The organism is Sphingomonas sp. JUb134 (assembly GCF_004341505.2).
Lineage (GTDB): Bacteria > Pseudomonadota > Alphaproteobacteria > Sphingomonadales > Sphingomonadaceae > Sphingomonas.
The window spans coordinates 238,212-255,647 of sequence record NZ_SLYP02000002.1 but is presented as its reverse complement, the minus strand read 5'-3'; the positions used below and the strand labels follow the sequence as shown (position 1 = coordinate 255,647).

Annotated in this window: 20 protein-coding genes; 6 read left to right on the top strand and 14 right to left on the bottom strand. The window is 65.0% G+C overall.

The window, feature by feature from the left end; translation table 11 throughout:
* Positions 1–7 precede the first annotated feature (7 nt).
* The 8 genes from EDF69_RS17480 to EDF69_RS17445 all read right to left on the bottom strand — a co-directional run bounded on the left by EDF69_RS17480 (position 8) and on the right by EDF69_RS17445 (position 6,535).
* Positions 8–1,240, bottom strand: coding sequence for an efflux RND transporter periplasmic adaptor subunit (locus EDF69_RS17480; RefSeq protein WP_339538902.1), 1,233 nt, complete (start codon positions 1,238–1,240; stop codon positions 8–10).
* Positions 1,240–2,472 (bottom strand): TolC family protein, encoded by a 1,233-nt coding sequence (locus EDF69_RS17475; RefSeq protein WP_165890085.1) that lies wholly within the window; start codon positions 2,470–2,472, stop codon positions 1,240–1,242. The genes EDF69_RS17480 and EDF69_RS17475 overlap by 1 nt, the downstream gene beginning before the upstream one ends.
* A 510-nt stretch (positions 2,473–2,982) precedes the next feature.
* On the bottom strand, positions 2,983–3,723 hold the full coding sequence (gene arsH, locus EDF69_RS17470; RefSeq protein ID WP_132884506.1) for an arsenical resistance protein ArsH: 741 nt from the start codon (positions 3,721–3,723) through the stop codon (positions 2,983–2,985).
* Entirely contained in the window at positions 3,723–4,160 is a 438-nt protein-coding gene (gene arsN2, locus EDF69_RS17465) for an arsenic resistance N-acetyltransferase ArsN2 (protein WP_132884505.1), read from the bottom strand. Before arsN2 ends, arsH begins: the two co-directional genes overlap by 1 nt.
* On the bottom strand, positions 4,157–4,480 hold the full coding sequence (locus tag EDF69_RS17460; protein ID WP_132884504.1) for a YnfA family protein: 324 nt from the start codon (positions 4,478–4,480) through the stop codon (positions 4,157–4,159). Before EDF69_RS17460 ends, arsN2 begins: the two co-directional genes overlap by 4 nt.
* Entirely contained in the window at positions 4,477–5,763 is a 1,287-nt protein-coding gene (locus EDF69_RS17455; RefSeq protein WP_132884503.1) for an arsenic transporter, read from the bottom strand. Before EDF69_RS17455 ends, EDF69_RS17460 begins: the two co-directional genes overlap by 4 nt.
* Positions 5,763–6,191 (bottom strand): arsenate reductase (glutaredoxin), encoded by a 429-nt coding sequence (gene arsC / locus EDF69_RS17450; protein ID WP_132884502.1) that lies wholly within the window; start codon positions 6,189–6,191, stop codon positions 5,763–5,765. Before arsC ends, EDF69_RS17455 begins: the two co-directional genes overlap by 1 nt.
* Before the next feature lie 11 nt (positions 6,192–6,202).
* Positions 6,203–6,535 (bottom strand): ArsR/SmtB family transcription factor, encoded by a 333-nt coding sequence (locus EDF69_RS17445; RefSeq protein ID WP_132884501.1) that lies wholly within the window; start codon positions 6,533–6,535, stop codon positions 6,203–6,205.
* Between the two features lie 337 nt (positions 6,536–6,872).
* On the opposite strand from EDF69_RS17445, the gene EDF69_RS17440 reads away from it, so the two are divergent.
* Entirely contained in the window at positions 6,873–8,306 is a 1,434-nt protein-coding gene (locus EDF69_RS17440) for a transposase (RefSeq protein ID WP_239556200.1), read from the top strand.
* A 23-nt stretch (positions 8,307–8,329) separates the two neighbouring features.
* Here the strand turns inward: EDF69_RS17440 and EDF69_RS17435 are convergent, their stop codons facing one another.
* The 4 genes from EDF69_RS17435 to EDF69_RS17420 form a co-directional block, all read right to left on the bottom strand.
* Positions 8,330–8,974, bottom strand: a complete 645-nt coding sequence (locus EDF69_RS17435) for a recombinase family protein (protein ID WP_132884500.1) — start codon at positions 8,972–8,974, stop codon at positions 8,330–8,332.
* A gap of 260 nt (positions 8,975–9,234) precedes the next feature.
* On the bottom strand, positions 9,235–10,026 hold the full coding sequence (locus EDF69_RS17430) for an SDR family NAD(P)-dependent oxidoreductase (RefSeq protein ID WP_132884499.1): 792 nt from the start codon (positions 10,024–10,026) through the stop codon (positions 9,235–9,237).
* Between the two features lie 47 nt (positions 10,027–10,073).
* Positions 10,074–10,928, bottom strand: a complete 855-nt coding sequence (locus tag EDF69_RS17425; RefSeq protein WP_132884498.1) for an SDR family oxidoreductase — start codon at positions 10,926–10,928, stop codon at positions 10,074–10,076.
* Positions 10,929–10,957: 29 nt separating this feature from the next.
* On the bottom strand, positions 10,958–11,758 hold the full coding sequence (locus EDF69_RS17420) for a DODA-type extradiol aromatic ring-opening family dioxygenase (RefSeq protein WP_204991466.1): 801 nt from the start codon (positions 11,756–11,758) through the stop codon (positions 10,958–10,960).
* A 126-nt stretch (positions 11,759–11,884) separates the two neighbouring features.
* Between EDF69_RS17420 and EDF69_RS17415 the strand changes: the two genes are divergently transcribed.
* A complete protein-coding gene (locus EDF69_RS17415; RefSeq protein ID WP_132884496.1) occupies positions 11,885–12,793 on the top strand; it encodes a LysR family transcriptional regulator in 909 nt (302 codons plus the stop codon).
* Between the two features lie 218 nt (positions 12,794–13,011).
* On the opposite strand, the gene EDF69_RS17410 is transcribed toward EDF69_RS17415, so the two are convergent.
* The gene (locus tag EDF69_RS17410) at positions 13,012–14,028 is read right to left on the bottom strand and encodes a zinc-binding alcohol dehydrogenase family protein (protein WP_132884495.1); all 1,017 of its coding nucleotides are present in this window, start codon (positions 14,026–14,028) and stop codon (positions 13,012–13,014) included.
* Positions 14,029–14,112: 84 nt separating this feature from the next.
* A complete protein-coding gene (locus tag EDF69_RS17405; protein ID WP_132884494.1) occupies positions 14,113–15,048 on the bottom strand; it encodes a LysR substrate-binding domain-containing protein in 936 nt (311 codons plus the stop codon).
* A 113-nt stretch (positions 15,049–15,161) separates the two neighbouring features.
* Here EDF69_RS17405 and EDF69_RS17400 point away from each other — a divergent pair, with 113 nt between their 5' ends.
* The 4 genes from EDF69_RS17400 (at position 15,162) to EDF69_RS17385 (ending at position 17,273) form a co-directional block, all read left to right on the top strand.
* Positions 15,162–15,956, top strand: a complete 795-nt coding sequence (locus EDF69_RS17400) for a type 1 glutamine amidotransferase domain-containing protein (protein WP_132884493.1) — start codon at positions 15,162–15,164, stop codon at positions 15,954–15,956.
* Positions 15,957–16,027: 71 nt separating this feature from the next.
* On the top strand, positions 16,028–16,324 hold the full coding sequence (locus EDF69_RS17395; protein WP_132884492.1) for a putative quinol monooxygenase: 297 nt from the start codon (positions 16,028–16,030) through the stop codon (positions 16,322–16,324).
* A gap of 10 nt (positions 16,325–16,334) precedes the next feature.
* Entirely contained in the window at positions 16,335–16,514 is a 180-nt protein-coding gene (locus tag EDF69_RS17390; protein ID WP_066781563.1) for a hypothetical protein, read from the top strand.
* 18 nt (positions 16,515–16,532) lie between these two features.
* On the top strand, positions 16,533–17,273 hold the full coding sequence (locus EDF69_RS17385; RefSeq protein ID WP_037528221.1) for an SDR family oxidoreductase: 741 nt from the start codon (positions 16,533–16,535) through the stop codon (positions 17,271–17,273).
* The last annotated feature ends 163 nt before the right edge of the window (positions 17,274–17,436 follow it).

The window sequence follows — 17,436 nt, the reverse complement described above, 5'->3', positions numbered from 1 at the left end:
ACGATTCCTAGTGGTCGTGGCTTGCGCCGGACTTTTCGATGTCGGCTTTGATGACGTAGCTGTTCTTCGTCACGTAGGTCGTTCCGGGCTTCAGTCCGCCCAGCACCTCCGTCCATTCCGGCCCCTCGCGGCCGAGCTGGAGCATCCGCACCTCATAGGTGTCGCGCACCCTAGCGAACACGACGCGGAAATCACGGAACTGCTGGATTGCCTCCGTCCGCACCGCAAGCGGCTCGGTACGGCGATCCACGGTGACGATGCCGCGCACCGCCATGCCCGGCCGCCAGAAGTCGCCCGGGTTGGGCAGGCCCGCGCGCGCCGTCACCGTCTGCGTCTGGACTTCGGCGAGCGGCAGGAAGTCACGGATGGTCGATCCTTGCGAGCGTTCGCCCTCAAGGCCCCTGATCTGCACCGCCTGCCCGGGTCGGATGCGTTCGATGTCGCGCGGGAAGATCGGGAACGTCGCAACCGTGCGCGACGGGTCGGAGATGACGAAGACCGGATCGTCCCCGGTCACGTCGCCGACATTGGTGCTCCGCTGCGTGACGACGCCGGCGATCGGCGCAGTGACGGGATAGGTCTGGAGCGAGTTGCTGCTTTCCACCCGTGCGAGCAGCGTGCCGACGCCGACCCGATCGCCGACGTTCCGATGGACCGACACGACACGGCCCGGGAACTTGGCTCCCACGTCCGCGCTCGCCGAAGGGTCGAGCTCAACCCGGCCGACGATTTCCAGCGTCTCGCCGATCTCGGCAGGCCCGGCGACCGCCGTCTCGATGTTCGCCGCGCGAGCCGCGGCGGGGGCGATCGTCGTGCGGCCCTCATAGGATGGGAACTTCCAGGCGTGCCGCCGTCCGCCTTCATTGACGGTGACCGCCACATCGAAGCTGTGCGGCTCGACCAGCGTGGCTTGCCCGCGCAAATAGTCTTCTTCGGGCCGGAACGCGAAGGTCGTAACCTCGCCGTCGAGACGCCGGATGGTGATGCCCGCCTGGACCTGGGCGGGCGCGACCGGCTTGTCCCCGCGATAAGCGAAGAGCCGGTATTCGGGTGGCACGCCATCCTCGAACACCGTGACCTCGATGGCGAAATCGCCGTCGCGCAGCATCCGGCCATTATGGGGGCCGCGCTCATAGTCACCGGCGGCCGGCGCTTCATGTTCCGCGGTGTTGTTTCCGGCTCCCTCGCCACAGGCGGCGAGCGGCAGGGCGAGAAGCAGGGCGAGCGTGAACGTCCGCATCATTGTGTTCCTTGCGCAAGGGCGGCGAAGCGGCCGGTCAGTCGATCGAGATCGGCGCGGGCTTCGTGGTGACGAGCGGCTGCGCGGACCATTCGGGCGCGGGCTTCATGGAGCGCGACTTGCGCCGTAGACACGTCGAGAAAGGTGAACCCGCCGCGGTTGTAACCGGCGCGTACTTCGGTAAGCGTCCGCTGGGCACCGGGGACTACCCGGTCCCTGATCGCTTCTACCTCGTGGCGCGTCTCCTCGACCTTTTCGGCCGCGAGCGCGATGGCCTGGGTCCGCTGGAACCGCTCCACGGCAAGATCGGCCTCGACTTCCCTCGCTTCGGCTTCCGCGCGCGCGATATTGGCGCGGTTGAGGCCACGGTTGGCGAGCGGTAGCGACACGCCCGCGACGATCGCCACGTCGCCCGTGCCGATGTAGCGCGGCCCCGCCGACCACGTCGGATCGGTGCGCGCACCTGCCTGTTGGAGCGTCAGCCCGGCCGCCGCACGTCGTCGCCGCGCCTCAAAGATGGCGAGATCGGCGGGGGCGGGCTGGAGCGCACCCGATGAGGGCTCCAGCATCAGGAAGCGATCGGCCGGGATCGCCATTCCGGCCACGTCACCAGCCCACAAAGACGCTAGCCGCTTCAACGCGGCATCGCGCGCGTGCTCGGCAAGCTCCAGATCGACCTTGGCCTCCGCCAGCTGCGTTCGTGCTCGCGTGCCCGCGAATAGCGGGTCACGCGCCTCGGCGACGCGGCGGCCGACCTCGCGCGCCAGTTGCTCGGCGATGGTGACGCGCTCGCGCGCGATGCCGATCGCGGCTTCGGCTGCCTGCACCTCGACATACAGGCGCTGCACTGCCGTCGCGGTTTCAAGCCGGCGTACTACCGCTTCGGCGCGCGCCACGTCGAGATCAGCATCGGCCGCCGCGACCCGTGCGGCGCGCTTGCCCCCGCGCTCGATGCGCTGGCTATAGGTCGCGCCGATCTGAATCTGGCGGTTCAGATCGTCGCCGCCGACCCCAAAGTTTTCGGCCAACACGTCGATCGACGCGGCCGGCCGCGTATCCGCACCAGCGCGGGCGGCGGTGAGCGCGTCGGTGCGCGCGGCAGTCGCGGCACCTTGCGGTGAGGCGGCAATCGCGCGCGCGATCGCATCCTCCAGCGTCAGCGTCTGGCCGTGAACGACGGCCGCGGACGACAGCGCCACCGCCATAATGGCGGCACGCAAACAGAATGACATGAAATTATACTCCTGATCCTCACGACATAGCGCGGCCCACATCAGGGCGCGCGAACGCGACGATCAGGCTGAAGGTGGTTCCAGTAGGGGCGGTATGCCCCGCGAGGGCGGAGCGGAAACGGACGCCATCACCAACTCGGGGCCGACGCCGAGCAGGGGTGCGCGCGCCCATTCTGTTGGACGGCTGAGATCGCCGGTGACGTGGACGTGGACGGCCAAAGTCGTGCCATCATCCGAGCGGTTGCTGCCTCCTGCATCCGCGATCTCCATATCAGTCTCGCCACCATGGTGAGAGACAGCTCCATCTCCATGATGAACATCGGCGTGCGCCAGGTCATGGGCATGAAGATGCGGAACGGCCTCGCCCATGCTTCCGTGAGAAAGAAGCAGGACGCAGAGCATCAACAAGGCGAGGCACTGCCGCATCCGGGTTGCGTAACATCCGAAGCTGAATCGAACAACTTTCGAATGTCGACGAGCTTGGTGTTACAACCAAGAAGTTGCGACACTCTAGGAGGCTGTCGCGATGCTCGACAGGTCGGTTGTGGAGTCGATCGGCACCCCGGCTTCCTTTCGTTCGGAGTAGCGATCGACGAGCTGAGCCGCGTGCGGCCGCAGCAGCACGGTGAACCGCACCAGCTCCTCCATCACGTCCACGATCCGATCGTAATAGCTGGACGGCTTCATGCGCCCGGCATCGTCAAACTCCTGAAACGCCTTGGCGACGCTCGACTGGTTCGGAATCGTCACCATTCGCATCCAGCGGCCGAGGACGCGCAGCGTGTTGACGCTGTTGAACGACTGCGAACCGGCCGACACCTGCATGACCGCAAGCGTGCGGCCCTGCGTCGGTCGCATCCCACCTATCGAGAGCGGCAGATGGTCGATTTGCGTTTTGATGATGCCCGTGACCTGTCCGTGTCGTTCAGGGGAACACCACACATGGCCTTCCGACCACATCGACAGCTCGCGCAGTTCGTGGACGGCGGGATGATCGTCGCCGGCGACCTGATCGGGCAGCGGCAGCGCCGAGGGATCGTAAATGCGGGTCTCGCACCCGAAAAATTGCAGCAGTCGCGCCGCTTCCTCCACGCACAGTCGCGAGAACGACCGCTCGCGCAGGGAGCCGTAGAGCAGCAGAATGCGCGGCGGAGGATCACCCGCGCCAAGGCCGAAGGCGGGGCGGCCGATCACATAGCGTCGATCTAGCGCGGGCAGGTTGTCGGGATCGGAGAGCTGGCGCAGTGGCATCAGAGGGCTTTCACGAGATAGGCGGCAGATGCCGGGCAGAGCGCGGTGAACTCGCGCGAGCCGGCGATCGACGCCGGGGCCGTCGCGCGATCGGCGGCAGCATAGCTATTGGCGGTGAAGAATGGCGCGGCCGTGTTGGTGAGAAGATGAAGGCGGGCGACGCTCAGCTTCCGCGCGCGGGCTTCAAGCAGGCCGAGCATGGCGCGGCCCAAGCCGTCGCCGCGCCGATCGGCGACGACCAGGAGCAAGCGGAGCAGGCGATCGGCTCCATGCCCTTCAAGCCCGCCATAGCCAACCAGGCCGGCGTCATTATCGAACCGGAAGAAGGCCCGGTTAGAGTCGACCAGATCGGCGACGGGTAGGCCCGAGGCGGCGAGCGCGTCGCGCAGCCCGCCCAAATTGTCGGGATCGAGCGCGGTGACACGCAGCGCCGTCATGCGGTTCGTGGTCCGAGAAGAATGACGCATGTTCCGACCAAACAGAGCGCCGCGCCGCCTACGTCCCAGCGATCGGGTCTCACCCCTTCGACAGCCCACAGCCAGATCAACGATGCGCAGATGTAGACGCCGCCATAAGCAGCATAGGCCCGCCCCGCTGCATCGCTATCCACGCGCGTCAGCAGCCAAGCGAACAGCATAAGCGATACCACGCCCGGGGCCAGCCACAGGGGCGATTTGCCCAGTCGCAACCATGCCCAAAAAGCAAAGCAGCCTGCAATTTCTGCGACCGACGCGGCCAGATATACGAGTGCCGTCATGCCATGCTGATCCTGATCGCGAGTGCGGCAAGCGTCACCAGCAGCACCGGAATCGTCAGCGTCGCGCCAACCTTGAAATAATAGCCCCAGCCAATCCGGATGCCCTTTTGTCCGAGGACGTGCAGCCAGAGCAGCGTCGCGAGCGAGCCGATCGGCGTGATTTTGGGGCCAAGGTCGCAGCCGATCACGTTGGCGTAGATCATCGCTTCCTTGATCGCCCCTGTGGCGTGCGTCGCGTCGATCGACAGCGCGCCCACCAGCACGGTCGGCATGTTGTTCATCACCGACGACAGCAGCGCAGCGATGATGCCGGTGCCGAACGCTGCGCCCCACACGCCGCCTTGCGCGGTGCGATCGAGCAGGCCGGCAAGGTGATCGGTCAGGCCAGCATTCCGCAGGCCGTAGACGACCAGGTACATGCCGAGCGAGAAGATCACGACCTGCCACGGCGCGCCGGCCAGCACCTTGCGCGTCCGGATGACATGGCCGCGCGCGGCGATGACGAGCAGGAGGACCGCGCCGGCAGCGGCAACGGCGCTTACCGGAACGCCGATAGGTTCGAGCAGGAAGAAGCCGGCGAGCAGCAGTGCGAGGACGACCCAGCCCGCCTTGAACGTGGCAGGATCGCGGATCGCGTCAGCGGGCGTGCGGAGTTGCGCCACATCATAGCTGGCCGGTATGTCGCGGCGGAAGAACAGCAGCAGCGCGACCAGTGTCGCGGCGATCGAAGCCAGATCGACCGGCACCATCACCGAGGCATAATCGGCAAAGCCGATCCGGAAGAAGTCGGCCGACACGATGTTGACGAGGTTGGAGACGATCAGCGGCAGGCTGGCGGTATCGGCGATGAACCCCGCCGCCATGACGAACGCCAGCGTCGCCTTGTCCTTGTATCCCAGCGCGCGCAGCATCGCGATGACGATCGGTGTCAGGATCAGCGCCGCGCCGTCATTGGCGAACAACGCGGAAACCGCCGCGCCGAGCAGTACGATCAGCACGAACAGCCGGCGACCATGCCCCCCGCCCCAGCGTGCGACGTGGAGCGCTGCCCATTCGAAGAACCCGGCTTCATCGAGCAGCAGGCTGACGATGATGATCGCAACGAACGTCGCGGTCGCATTCCAGACGATACCCCACACCACAGGCACGTCGGAGAGCGAGACGACCCCGACGAGCAGCGCGATCACCGCTCCGCCCAGCGCGCTCCACCCGATGCCTAAGCCCCTGGGCTGCCAGATGACGAGCGCGATCGTGGCGACGAAGATCAGGACGGCGAGGAGCATCAGGCGATGCGTTGGCCCGAAGCGTCCACGACCTGTTCGCCGTCTTCCTTGGCAAACGCGCCTTGTTGAGCTTCGGGCAGCAGATCGAGGACCGCTTCGGACGGTCGGCACAGCTTCACGCCGAGCGGCGAGACAACCAGCGGCCGGTTGATGAGGGCCGGATGCGCCATCATCGCGTCCACCAGCGCGTCGTCTGACAGCCCATCGTCACCAAGGCCCAGCTCCGCATAGGGCGTGCCTTTCTCACGAAGCAGATCGCGGGGCGTGATCCCGGAGCGATCGATCAACTCGACCAGCAGCGCGCGCGAGGGCGGCGTCTTCAGATATTCGACAACGTGCGGCTCGATGCCGGCATTGCGGATCATCGCCAGCGTGTTGCGCGACGTGCCGCACTCGGGGTTGTGGTAGATCACGATATCGACGGCCACGGGGCGTCCTTTCAGCAGCAGGGGGTGAGTTCGGCCAGGAGCGGCGCGCACAGCTCGGGAGAGGCGGCGCAGCAGTCTTTGACGAGGAACAGGGTTAGCGCGCGCAGCCCGTCCAGATCGGCGCGATAGATGATCGATCGGCTATGGCGTTCGGAGCGCACGATGCCGGCGCGCGCGAGAATGCCGAGGTGCGCGGACATGGTGTTTTGCGGCACATCGAGCTGGCGGGCGATTTCGCCCGCCGCCATGCCCTCCGGTTCGTGCCGCAGCAACAGGCGGAACACATCGAGCCGCGTGCTTTGCGCGAGCGCGCCCAATGCGGAGATAGCCGACTCATTTTCCATATATCCAGCTTAGAGGATACATGGAACGGCAGGCAACCCGGCCATTTCGGCGAAACCAGACCCGGGACGCCTTCCGGCTTGGAACAGGATATTAGGCGCAGCTCGCCGGCCTTTCCCGAGGACCAGCAGCATGATTGATTTGGACGACCCCCAGGCCGTCAAGGAAGCGTCGCGCCATAACCGCCGGCGTCGCCTTCGTGGCCTCCTAAGACCAGTACGCCCTACCCCGCCGACTGACAGTTAGGACATACGGTGTCAAAACCGGTCGGGCCTGTTGAAAAATGCCGGACATGCCGGGTTGCTCCTTCGTTTCACCCCTGCCGAAAGGAGCGTCGCTATGATGGGACCAGCCTGTCGCGGTGGGCGGGGAGGGGCGATCCACCGCGCCATAGAAGCCATATTGCCCACAGACCACCTGCTGCGTCGCATCGACCAGTGTCTCGACATGAGCGAGTTGAGGCAGGCACTGACCGGTCATTACAGCGCACGGGGGCGACCATCGATCGATCCCGAACTCCTCATCCGCATGACGCTGATCGGCCGAATCTACGCGATCACGTCCGAGCGGCGCCTGTGTGAAGAGCTGTGCTACAATCTGGCCTATCGCTGGTTCTGCCGTCTTAGGCCGGGAGACAAGGTTCCGCACCACTCGACGTTCAGCAAGAACCGGCATGGTCGCTTCCGCGATGCCGGCGTGTTCCGGATCCTGTTCGAGAGCACGGTTCGACGCTGCATCAGTGAAGGGCTGATCGGCGGAAAAGACGCCGCGATCGATGCGTCGTTCATAGCGGCTGATGCGAGCTGGCAGCGCAAGACCGTTCCTGGCTACTTGCCGTATGTCGCCAACGCGTCGCGCGCGGTTCGGGAATGGGTGCAAGACACAGGTGATGCCGTCTGGGAAATGGCGCGCTCGAAAAGCTGCCAAGGCGTCTCTCGAACCGACCCTGCCGCGGCTTGGTCGGCGGGAACGGTGCGTGGCCGTTTCGGCTACGCCCTTAACACGCTGGTAGACACCCCGAGCGGCGTCGCGCTTGATGTTCAGGCGACGCCGGCTCGCTTTGCGGAGGAGGTCGATGCAGGCCGCGTCATGCTCGAGCGGTCGGCCGATCGGTTTGACTATCACCCAAAGCGGGTTGCTGCCGACAAGGCCTATGGCAGCGCCGTCTTTCTCGGCTTCGTGCGGGACCACGGTGCAATCCCGCACATTCCCGTGATCGATCGGACGCACCAGACCAATGGCAAGCTGCCACGAACGGCCTTCAGCTATGACCGGGATACCGACAGCTTTACCTGCCCGACTGGCAAGCCGCTTCGGCACCACGCCTTCCATCCACCCACCGGCGTACATCGCTATGCTGCCGACGCCCGGGACTGCGCGGCGTGCGTGCTTCGGAAGAAATGCACGACGGCACGGCGTCGTACCCTGACCCGTCTGGACGATGAGGACGTCCGCGATCTTGCCAGAGCCGAAGCACAAACCGGCCTGTACAAGCGGTCGATGCGGTTGCGGCGTGGGGTCGAACGGTTCTTCGCTGACGCTAAGGGGAAGCATGGCATGAGGCGGCTTCACCTGCGCGGCATCCGCGGAGCGGAAGAAGAGTTTCTGATCGGTGCGGCGGTGATGAACCTGATGATACTGGCGCGACCACGTCGGCTGATCGGCAAGCCGCGCCGGGGTGTCTGCGTTCCCGCGGCATTGACCTCGGCTACCATCTCGGCCCGGTCGATCGAACATGACGTGATCGTGCCGCCATTTAGGCGATATACCTGACCGTTGCAGCGTGGTCCGGTTCATCATGCGGCGCGCAGTCGTTCTTTACGGTACGGTACGCCGTCGAGCAGTGCCTGGCCCGGCGCCTTGGGCGTGCCGTCGCCATTCACATACATATAGAGCGTCGTGGTTGTCATCCCGAGACGGCGCGCGACATCGGCTGCGATCGCGTTGCGATCGGACATCGCAGCCATCGCCATTGCAAGGGTGGCCTTATCCATCTTCCGCGGCCGACCCCCCATCCGTCCCCGCGCGCGTGCCGCAGCAAGTCCTGCCTGGGTGCGCTCGGCGATGAGCTCGCGCTCGAACTCGGCGAACGCTGCGAAGATGCCGAAGGCGAGGCGGCCGTTGGCAGTCGTGGTATCGATCTGCGCGCCGGCCCCTGTCAGCACCTTCAGGCCGATGCCGCGTTCGCGCAGCGCCTCGGCTGTGATGACAAGATGGCGGAGGTCGCGCCCAAGACGATCGAGCTTCCAGAGGACCAAAGTGTTGCCGGGCTGCAGTGCCTTCAGGCACGCGGTCAGGCCGGGCCGGGCGTCGTGCCGCCCCGACGCGAGGTCTTCATAAATCCGCGAGGAATCGACGCTGGCAGCGAGCAACGCATCGCGCTGGGGTGCCAGGGTCTGCGAGCCGTCAGCCTTGGACACCCTCACATATCCGATGAGCATCGTTACCCCGCCAGAAAAGACATCCGGCACCCTGCAATGTGCCGGTGGTTTCCGCAACGGGTTTTCCGATTGCCGGGATGCGCTGATGAGGCAAAATCAGCGATCGCCAGAAAACCGGTCGTTTTTCTGGCGGTCTGGCTTTCCGTTTTGCCACGCTCGACAAGCAGTTCGGAAACGGCACCCGCCTTGCCGTCTGTCGTGCAACTCGCGCATTGGTCGTGCTGGCCGCCCTTTCCAATCGGGATGGGACAAACTGAAAGTCAGGCGATCGTATCCACCACACCGCCGTCAACGCGTAGCGCCGCACCGGTGGTCGCGGACGCCTGCGGAGAGGCGATATAGACGCACAGGTTGGCGACTTCCCCGACCGTGGCAGCACGCCGAATAATCGAGGACGGTCGGTGCGCTCTGACGAAATCGGCGCCGGCCTCTTCCAACGATTTGCCCGATGCGACCGCGTCCGCCAGCATCTCGGTCACGCCCTCCGACAACGTTGGACCGGGAAGAATGGCGTTCACCGTCACGCCCGTGCCCGCCATGCGCTTGGCCAGCCCACGCGACAAGGCAAGGTCGGCCGTTTTGGTCACGCCGTAGTGGATCATGTCCGCCGGGATGTTTAGGCCGGATTCCGAGGACAGGAACAGCACCCGACCCCAGCCTTTGTCCCGCATCCCCGGCAGATAGGCCCGGGACAGGCGTACGCCCGACAACACGTTGACCCGGAAGAAGCGCTCCCATTCCTCATCGAGTGTCTCGAAAAAGTCCTGCGGGCCGAAGATGCCGGCATTGTTGACCAGGATGTCGACCTCCCGAAGCGCGGATACGATGGCATCACATCCGGCTTCCGTGCCGACGTCTCCGGCCACACCGCGCACATCGGCATCCCCGACCTCACGCTTTAGCTCGGCCACCGCCGCCTGGGTGCGGCTCTCGTCGCGCCCGTTCAGGACGACGATCGCCCCGGCTGCCGCCAACCCCTTCGCGATCGCAAAGCCGATGCCGGCGGTCGAGCCGGTCACGAGCGCCGTCTTGCCGGAAAGGTCGATGTTCATGCGCTATCTCCAGGGATGGTCGTTATCGGTCGGAGTTGTCCGTAACGTCAGCCCTGCACGGCGAGTTGCGCCCGCACGGCGTCGGCCAGCGGCGTCGTCGGACGTCCGATCAGCTTCGAGAGCTGATGACCGTCATCGAACAGCGCACCGTTTGAGGCATCGACGTCCCACGCCGCAAGCCCCTCGGCGAACCCCTCGGGCAGGCCGACCTGCTTCAGGATTGCAGCGTATTCGGCCTGCGGTAGATCGCGGTACGGGATGTCGCGACCGGTCTGGCGCGAGATCTCGGCGGCAAGGTCGGCAAGCGTCACCGCGTCGTCACCGGCCAGCTCATACGTCTTACCCTCATGACCCCCGCTGGTCAGCACGACGGCTGCGGCCTCGGCATAATCGGCGCGGGTCGCAAGCGACAGGCGTCCCTCGCCAGCGCTGCCTACGAACGCGCCGTTCTCCAGAGCTGCCGGGATCGAGGCGGTGTAATTCTCGGTGTACCAGCCATTACGCAGGAGGGTCGTCGCGATACCTGAAGACGCCAGCAACGCTTCGGTTGCACGGTGCTCTTCGCCCAGGCTGATCGGCGAAAGGTCGGCGTGCAGCAGGCTGGCATAGACGATACGCTTGATGCCCGCCTGCTTGGCGGCCTCGATGACGTTGCGATGCTGCGCCTCGCGCTGCCCGACCTCGCTCGATGAGATCAGCAGCAGCGTGTCGATCCCGGCCAGTGCCGGAGCAAGCGTCTCGGGCTGCGCGTAGTCGAAAGCGCGTGCCTCGACGCCCAGAGCGCTGGCCTTCTCGGGCGAGCGCACCAGCGCGACGATCGGCTCGCCGGTCGACTTGCGCTTCAGGCTCTCGATGACGAGGCGGCCAAGCTGGCCGGTCGCGCCGGTGACGGCGATGGTCATGACAATTCTCCTTCGGTGACGCGGTGAGATTAGTTGAAACGGAAGCCGGAGATGGCGGTCGACAGCACTTCCTCGGCATAGACCCGGGCGCCTTCGCCTTCGGCCGCGCCGGCCGCGACCATAAGGGGCAGCAGATGCTCCTCCTTGGCCGGGGGATGCGCGAACCGCGCCGAGGGCGCATCCGCCCAGTGCGCCAGACGCTCGGCCCGCTGCGGGCCGTCCAGCTCCATGCTTTCGGCCAACCACTGGTCGAACGCCTGCGATCCCGGTGTCGAGCGCGGGTCGCCATAGGCACGCATGTTGTGGAAGCTCATGCCCGAGCCGAGGATCAGCACGCCCTCCTCACGCAGTGGCGCGAGGGCGCGGCCCGCAGCAACATGGAGGGCCGGGTCCAGCCCCCGCTCGACGGACATCTCGATCAGCGGAATGTCCGCATCCGGAAAAGCCACTTTGAGGGGGACGAACACGCCGTGATCCAGGCCCCGCTTCGCGTCGACAGTCGAGGGGATACCCGCGTCCTTGAGCAGGGCCGCGGCACGAGCGGCGAGCGCGGGTGCGCCCGGCACGTCGTAGCGCAGCTGATAGGTATGGGGCGGGAAGTTGTAATAGTCGTAGATCAGTTCGGGCCGTTCGGCGCCGGTGAAGGCGAAGCCGTCCGTCTCCCAATGTCCCGAGACGACGAGGATGGCCTTGGGCTTCTCGGCGAGCGTGATCGGCAGGTTGCGCAGGAACGCTTCCATACCGGTCCACACGCCGCGCGGATCGTCCATGAAGAAGCAGGGGCCGCCGCCATGCGGGATGAAGTAGGTGGGCTGGACGCTCATGGTCATACACTCCGGTGCAGGCGCCACGGAGGCGGCCTGGATCATCGATCTGATGGCCAGAATATGTGCCCGCTATCGCGCAATGATAATCGCTCGCGTAGAAGGATCAGCTTCAACCACGGGTAGGAAGTCATGGCGGATCGGTTGACGGGTATGGACGTGTTCGTGCGGGCGATCAGGCTCGGTGGCATCTCTGCTGCCGCCCGTGATCTGCACATGTCGCCTGCGATGGCGGCCAAGCACTTAGACGCCCTCGAAGCGCGGCTTGGCACAACGCTGGTCCAGCGCTCGACGCGTCGGCTGTCGCTGACCGAGGCAGGCACCGACTATCTCGAAAAGGCCGAACGTATCCTGATGGAGATCGGTGAAGCCGAGGCGGAGGCATCGTCGCGATCGATCACCGCGCGGGGACTGCTGCGCGTCAGTGCGCCCGCCACCTTTGGCGTCCTGCACCTTGCCTCGCTCGTCCCTACGTTCTCCGCGCGTCATCCCGAGGTGACGATCGAACTGGGCTTCAACGATCGCTACGTCGACCTGCTGGAAGAGCGATGGGATGTGGCCGTGAGGATCGGGCGCCTTGCCGACAGTGCGCTTGTTGCCCGCAAGCTCGTGGCGATGCGCGTCGTGCTGTGTGCCGCCCCCGCCTACCTGGAGCGGCGCGGAACGCCCACCCGCCTGGCCGATCTTGGCGATCACGATTGTTTGGGCCACACCAACGCGTCACTTGCAGGAACGACATCGTGGGCGTTCGGCAAAGACGGGACGATCAAGGTGCCGATCTCGGGATCGATGTGTTCCGACAATGGCGAGGCCTTGGTTCGCGCTGCCATCGCGGGCCAAGGGCTGGTCTATGGGCCACGCTTTATTGCGGCAGAGGCGCTTCGCGCCGGCCAATTGAGCGAGCTTGAGCTGGACGAGCCGCCTATGATGCTGGGAGCGGCATATGCCATCACACACCCGACGCGGCGCCCCGCCGCCAAGACGCGGGCGTGGATTGACTTCTTAGCCGAAGCACTCCCCGCTCTTGGCACCGACTGGTGAGAGGCCGAGCTAGCAGAGGTCCCGAGTTTTCACCCGAGGACCGCGTCTGCTATCTCAAAACATCACGGTCTTTTATGATTGTAGATATCAGTGACTCAGCGAAAGCGACGCCCACAACCGCACATGGCTGGCATCGATAACGCCGAGGCTTGGTCCCTTTCAGTTGGTGCAGCGGGGGCCGCGGGCGCGGCGGACGTTGCGGGTGAGCGTGAACCGCATCACTGCCAACCCTCGATGACGATCTTGCCGCGTGCGGTAGTGCTCTCAAGCGCCTGGTGCGCGCGCTTGAGGTTCGCGGCGTTGATGGGGGAGAGCCGTTCGGTGAGGGTGGTGCGCACCTCGCCGGCTTCCACGAGGCTGGCGATGGCCGACAGGATCTGACCCTGCGTTTCCATATCAGCAGTCTCGAACATGGACCGGGTGAACATAAACTCCCAGTGGGTCGACACCGACTTGCGTTTGAACGGTACGACATCGAGCGTCTTGGGGTCGTCGATGAGCGCAAAACGTCCCTGCGAGGCGATCAGCTCGGCGATCTGCTCGATATGCTCGTCGGTGTGCGTGGTCGAGAAGACGAAAGCCGGCGCGCCGATGCCCAAATTCGCCACTTGCCGAGCCAGCGGCTGACGATGATCGATGACATGGTGCGCACCGAGTTCACCCACCCAGGCCTGCGTTTCAGGGCGCGAGGCCGTCGCAATGACGATCAGCTCGGGTACTTGGCGAGCAAGCTGGATTGCCATCGAGCCTACCCCGCCGGCACCCCCGACAATCAACAGCGCATGTGCTGCACCGGCTACAGGAGTACGCACGGACAATCGCTCGAAGAGGGTTTCCCACGCGGTGATCGCCGTCAGCGGCAACGCCGCTGCCTCTGCCCAATCGAGGCTGGCCGGCTTCTTCCCAACAATGCGCTCGTCGACCAGGTGCAACTCGGCGTTGGTCCCATCGCGGCCGATGCTGCCCGCGTAGAACACCTCGTCGCCCGGTTCGAAGCCGCGCACTTTAGGGCCAACAGCGCGAACGACACCGGCGGCATCCCAACCCAGGACACGCCAATCACCGTGGATCGAACCCGAGCCAGCGCGCACCTTCGTGTCAACCGGGTTTACCGAGACAGCCTTGACCTCGACAAGGAGATCACGGCCGGTAGCGTTGGGATTGGGAAGTTCGATATCGACGAGAGCTTCCGTGCGATCGATCGTTCCGGGCTGCTGGTAGCCGATTGCGCGCATGATAAAACCTATTGTCAGGGGCTGTATAGCGAACTTTGTCGTGTACGGGATACGCACAAGCGACGTCGCGGTTCGGCATCGTCCTCAGGCTGGCGACGGCGTGGCTGCCGCTGCCGTCTTCCCCGTGAGGTCGGTGATGACCGCGCCGATCAGCGCCCGTAGCCAGCGGTGTGCGGGATCATGCCGATAGCGGACGTGCCAAGCCATTTCCACGGGAAAGCTGCCAAGGTCGACCGGAGCCGGCAGGATCTTCAGCCGGGGGTCGTGCATCAGCCGCCTGCAGATGAGCGAGGGCAAGGTGGCGCAATAGTCGGTCACCGCCACCATCTCGGCTACCGCGAAGAAGTTTGTCACGGAGATTGCGACGTCACGCTTCAGCTGCTGCTGCGCCAGCGCCTGGAACAGCCCGGCGCGCATCCGTCCGGGCGGCACGATGTTGACGTGCTTCATCGCCTCGAACTGCTCGCGCGTCATGGCATCGCCGACGCCCGGATGGTCGGCGCGGACGGCGCAGGCGAGCCCTTCGTCCATCAGGTGCTGGACGACGAGGTTGTCGGGCGGATCGACGATGCGGCCCAGTACGAGCGCCGTCGTGCCCGATACGACGCCTGTTTCCACAAGATCGTTGCCGTAGGGCGTCAGACGAAGCTTTATGCCGGGGGCGACCTTCTCCAGGCGCGCCACGACAGCGGGGACGAGGACGAACTCGACATAGCCGTTCGGCGCGATCGTGAAGAGCCGTTCGGCCTGTACGGGGTCGAAGGCCTGCTGACCGAGGACCGCGTTGTCGAGCTGCGCGAGTGCCTCGGCGATCAGCGGTGAGAGTTCAAGCGCGATCGGGGTCGGCTGGATGCCGTAGCGCTCGCGGACGAACAGTTGGTCCTGAAGCATCAGTCGTAGACGCGATAGGGCGTTAGACAGGGCGGGCTGTGTCATGCCCATGCGCTCGGCGGCCCGCGTGACGCTGCGCTCCTCCATCAACGCGACGAAGATCGGCAGCAGGTTCAGATCGTAGCGCATGCAGTCATCCTGTTAGCGTTATATCTGAAATCAAAAAGATAAACTTCTGGAATATGTCAACGAGGCCCATTTCCCATCCATCGGCGACGGACGCCGCGAACATGGAGGTTCAGATGAGCAAGGGACAGGTTCTCGTTCTTGGATCGAACGCGACGCAGATCGGTCTGCGTGGCGGCGGTACCGCGACGGTCGGTCAGTATCTCAACGAGACGGCGGTCCCCGCGCTGGCTCTGCTCGACGCCGGCTATGACATTGTTCTCGCCACGCCCAATGGGGCCAAGCCGCACATCGACGCCGTCTCCGTTTCGGTTGATCATTTTGGCGGCGATCAGACGGCATTCCAGCGCGCCAAGGACTTTTTTGCCAGCCACCCGGCGATGAACGACGTCCGCAGCTTGCGCTCTGTCGTCGAGGGCGGCCTGGACGGCTTTGTCGGAGTGTTCGTGCCGGGCGGCCACGCTCCCGTCGTCGACCTGATGCAGGACCACGACGCGGGCACGATCCTCCGTCACTTCCACACGGCGGCCAAGCCGACCGCGCTCCTCTGCCACGGACCGGTAGCCGTTGTCGCTACGCTCGACGATGCTCCGGCCTTCCGCAAGGCGCTGGAGGAAGGCGATGACGCCGGGGCGGCCAACCTGGCGCGAGACTGGATCTACTCGGGCTACCGCATGACCGTCTTCTCGGCGAGCGAGGAGAAGATCGCCGAGGAGCAAGTGCTGAAGGGCGAGCTCTTCTTCGACATGGAAAAGGCGCTGCGCTCGGCCGGTGGCGACGTCTCGGTCACTGACAAGAACTTCGCTTCGAATGTCGTCGTGGACCGGGAGCTGATCACGGGTCAGAATCCGGCGTCGGACCAGGCCATGGCCGACGCTTTGATCGAAGCCCTCGATCGCGCCGCTGCGTGAGTACCAGGATGACGGGCGGGGCGCTCAGGATGCGCCCCGCTTCGCATATAACCATGACAAGGAACGGTGCCATGACAGCCAACGTGAAGATCGTCGCCGTGCTCACCGCCCGTGCGGATACCGTCGACCGCCTGCACGCTCTGCTCGACGCCATGTTAAAGCCGAGCCGTGCGGAGCCGGGCAATTTGCGCTACGATCTCTGGCAGGACCAGAGCGATCCGAACCGCTTCGTCCTCGACGAGCTGTACGCGGACTCGGATGCGGTTGCCGCCCACCGCGCGACGCCCCACTTCCAGAACTACCTCTCTCAGATCGGCGATCTGGCCGAGCGCGGCGCGTTCGTCCTCAACCCCGTCTCCGCGACCTGAGGGTGCTGCCATGGGCAAGCTTAAAGAATGGGTGGGGTCGGCGCTGCTGGCACAACCGTTCTATGTAGAGGAGCTGCGGATGATCGGCCTGTTGGCACCTGCGCTTCGCCTGGGCCTTATTGGCCTCGTTTATCCACGCGGCGGCTACCGCTGGCGCGGGGCCGCGATCCAGCGGAAAATCAACATCTGAAATCAAGGACACACAGTCATGACCAAAGGTATCGAAGGCAAGGTTGTTCTCATCACCGGCGGCAGCACCGGTATCGGCGCGGAAACCGCGCGGCTTCTCGCTGAACGCGGCGCCAAGGTGGCCATCGCCGCCCGTCGCAAGGACAGGCTCGACGAGGTTGTCGCGGACATCGCCTCAAGCGGCGGCACGGCACGTAGCTACGCGCTCGACGTCACCGACAAGTCGGCGGTCCAGTCCGTCGTCGCCGCGATCATCGCCGACTTCGGTCGCCTCGACGTGCTGATCAACAACGCCGGGCTGATGCCGATCCGTCCGATGGCCGAGGTCAACACCGACGAGTGGGACCAGATGATCGACGTCAATCTGAAGGGTACGCTTTACGGCATCGCCGCGGCCCTTCCCGGCTTTCTCGAGCAGGGCAGCGGCCACATCATCAACCTGAGCTCGGTTGCGGGCATCAAGGTCTTCGCACCAGGCGGCACGGTCTACTCCGGCACCAAGTTCGCCGTCAGCGCGATCAGCGAGGGCCTTCGCCAGGAGGTGGGCGAAAAGGTCCGTGTCACGTCTATCGAGCCCGGAGCCGTCGAAAGCGACTTGAAGTTCACGACGTCGGGCACGGCTGCCGAGACGGTACTCGACTTCTATAAACAGGCCATCCCTGCGGCGTCGGTGGCGCGTGCTATCGCGTTCGCTGTCGAACAGCCTGATGACGTCGACATCAACGCGATCGTCATCCGGCCGACCGCACAGCAGTTCTGACGATGGAGAGGAGGCGGAGCGGTGTGTGCTCCGCCTTCGTTACGTCAGTCAATCACACCGCCGTTCAGCTAAAATTGCGGCGTAGCGACAAACGTGCTGACGATGGTGTATCTCACACTTCAAATTAGTCCTTGGTCGGCGCAGCGAGCCTTCCGGAAAGCAG

Excerpts from the sequence above, each read along its gene's own strand:
- EDF69_RS17480 (WP_339538902.1), bottom strand. The coding sequence starts at position 1,240 with ATGCGGACGTTCACGCTCGCCCTGCTTCTCGCCCTGCCGCTCGCCGCC.
- EDF69_RS17475 (WP_165890085.1), bottom strand. The coding sequence starts at position 2,472 with ATGTCATTCTGTTTGCGTGCCGCCATTATGGCGGTGGCGCTGTCGTCC.
- arsH (WP_132884506.1), bottom strand. The coding sequence starts at position 3,723 with ATGCCACTGCGCCAGCTCTCCGATCCCGACAACCTGCCCGCGCTAGAT.
- arsN2 (WP_132884505.1), bottom strand. The coding sequence starts at position 4,160 with ATGACGGCGCTGCGTGTCACCGCGCTCGATCCCGACAATTTGGGCGGG.
- EDF69_RS17460 (WP_132884504.1), bottom strand. The coding sequence starts at position 4,480 with ATGACGGCACTCGTATATCTGGCCGCGTCGGTCGCAGAAATTGCAGGC.
- EDF69_RS17455 (WP_132884503.1), bottom strand. The coding sequence starts at position 5,763 with ATGCTCCTCGCCGTCCTGATCTTCGTCGCCACGATCGCGCTCGTCATC.
- EDF69_RS17445 (WP_132884501.1), bottom strand. The coding sequence starts at position 6,535 with ATGGAAAATGAGTCGGCTATCTCCGCATTGGGCGCGCTCGCGCAAAGC.
- EDF69_RS17440 (WP_239556200.1), top strand. The coding sequence starts at position 6,873 with ATGATGGGACCAGCCTGTCGCGGTGGGCGGGGAGGGGCGATCCACCGC.
- EDF69_RS17435 (WP_132884500.1), bottom strand. The coding sequence starts at position 8,974 with ATGCTCATCGGATATGTGAGGGTGTCCAAGGCTGACGGCTCGCAGACC.
- EDF69_RS17430 (WP_132884499.1), bottom strand. The coding sequence starts at position 10,026 with ATGAACATCGACCTTTCCGGCAAGACGGCGCTCGTGACCGGCTCGACC.
- EDF69_RS17425 (WP_132884498.1), bottom strand. The coding sequence starts at position 10,928 with ATGACCATCGCCGTCACCGGCGCGACCGGCCAGCTTGGCCGCCTCGTC.
- EDF69_RS17420 (WP_204991466.1), bottom strand. The coding sequence starts at position 11,758 with ATGACCATGAGCGTCCAGCCCACCTACTTCATCCCGCATGGCGGCGGC.
- EDF69_RS17415 (WP_132884496.1), top strand. The coding sequence starts at position 11,885 with ATGGCGGATCGGTTGACGGGTATGGACGTGTTCGTGCGGGCGATCAGG.
- EDF69_RS17410 (WP_132884495.1), bottom strand. The coding sequence starts at position 14,028 with ATGCGCGCAATCGGCTACCAGCAGCCCGGAACGATCGATCGCACGGAA.
- EDF69_RS17405 (WP_132884494.1), bottom strand. The coding sequence starts at position 15,048 with ATGCGCTACGATCTGAACCTGCTGCCGATCTTCGTCGCGTTGATGGAG.
- EDF69_RS17400 (WP_132884493.1), top strand. The coding sequence starts at position 15,162 with ATGAGCAAGGGACAGGTTCTCGTTCTTGGATCGAACGCGACGCAGATC.
- EDF69_RS17395 (WP_132884492.1), top strand. The coding sequence starts at position 16,028 with ATGACAGCCAACGTGAAGATCGTCGCCGTGCTCACCGCCCGTGCGGAT.
- EDF69_RS17390 (WP_066781563.1), top strand. The coding sequence starts at position 16,335 with ATGGGCAAGCTTAAAGAATGGGTGGGGTCGGCGCTGCTGGCACAACCG.
- EDF69_RS17385 (WP_037528221.1), top strand. The coding sequence starts at position 16,533 with ATGACCAAAGGTATCGAAGGCAAGGTTGTTCTCATCACCGGCGGCAGC.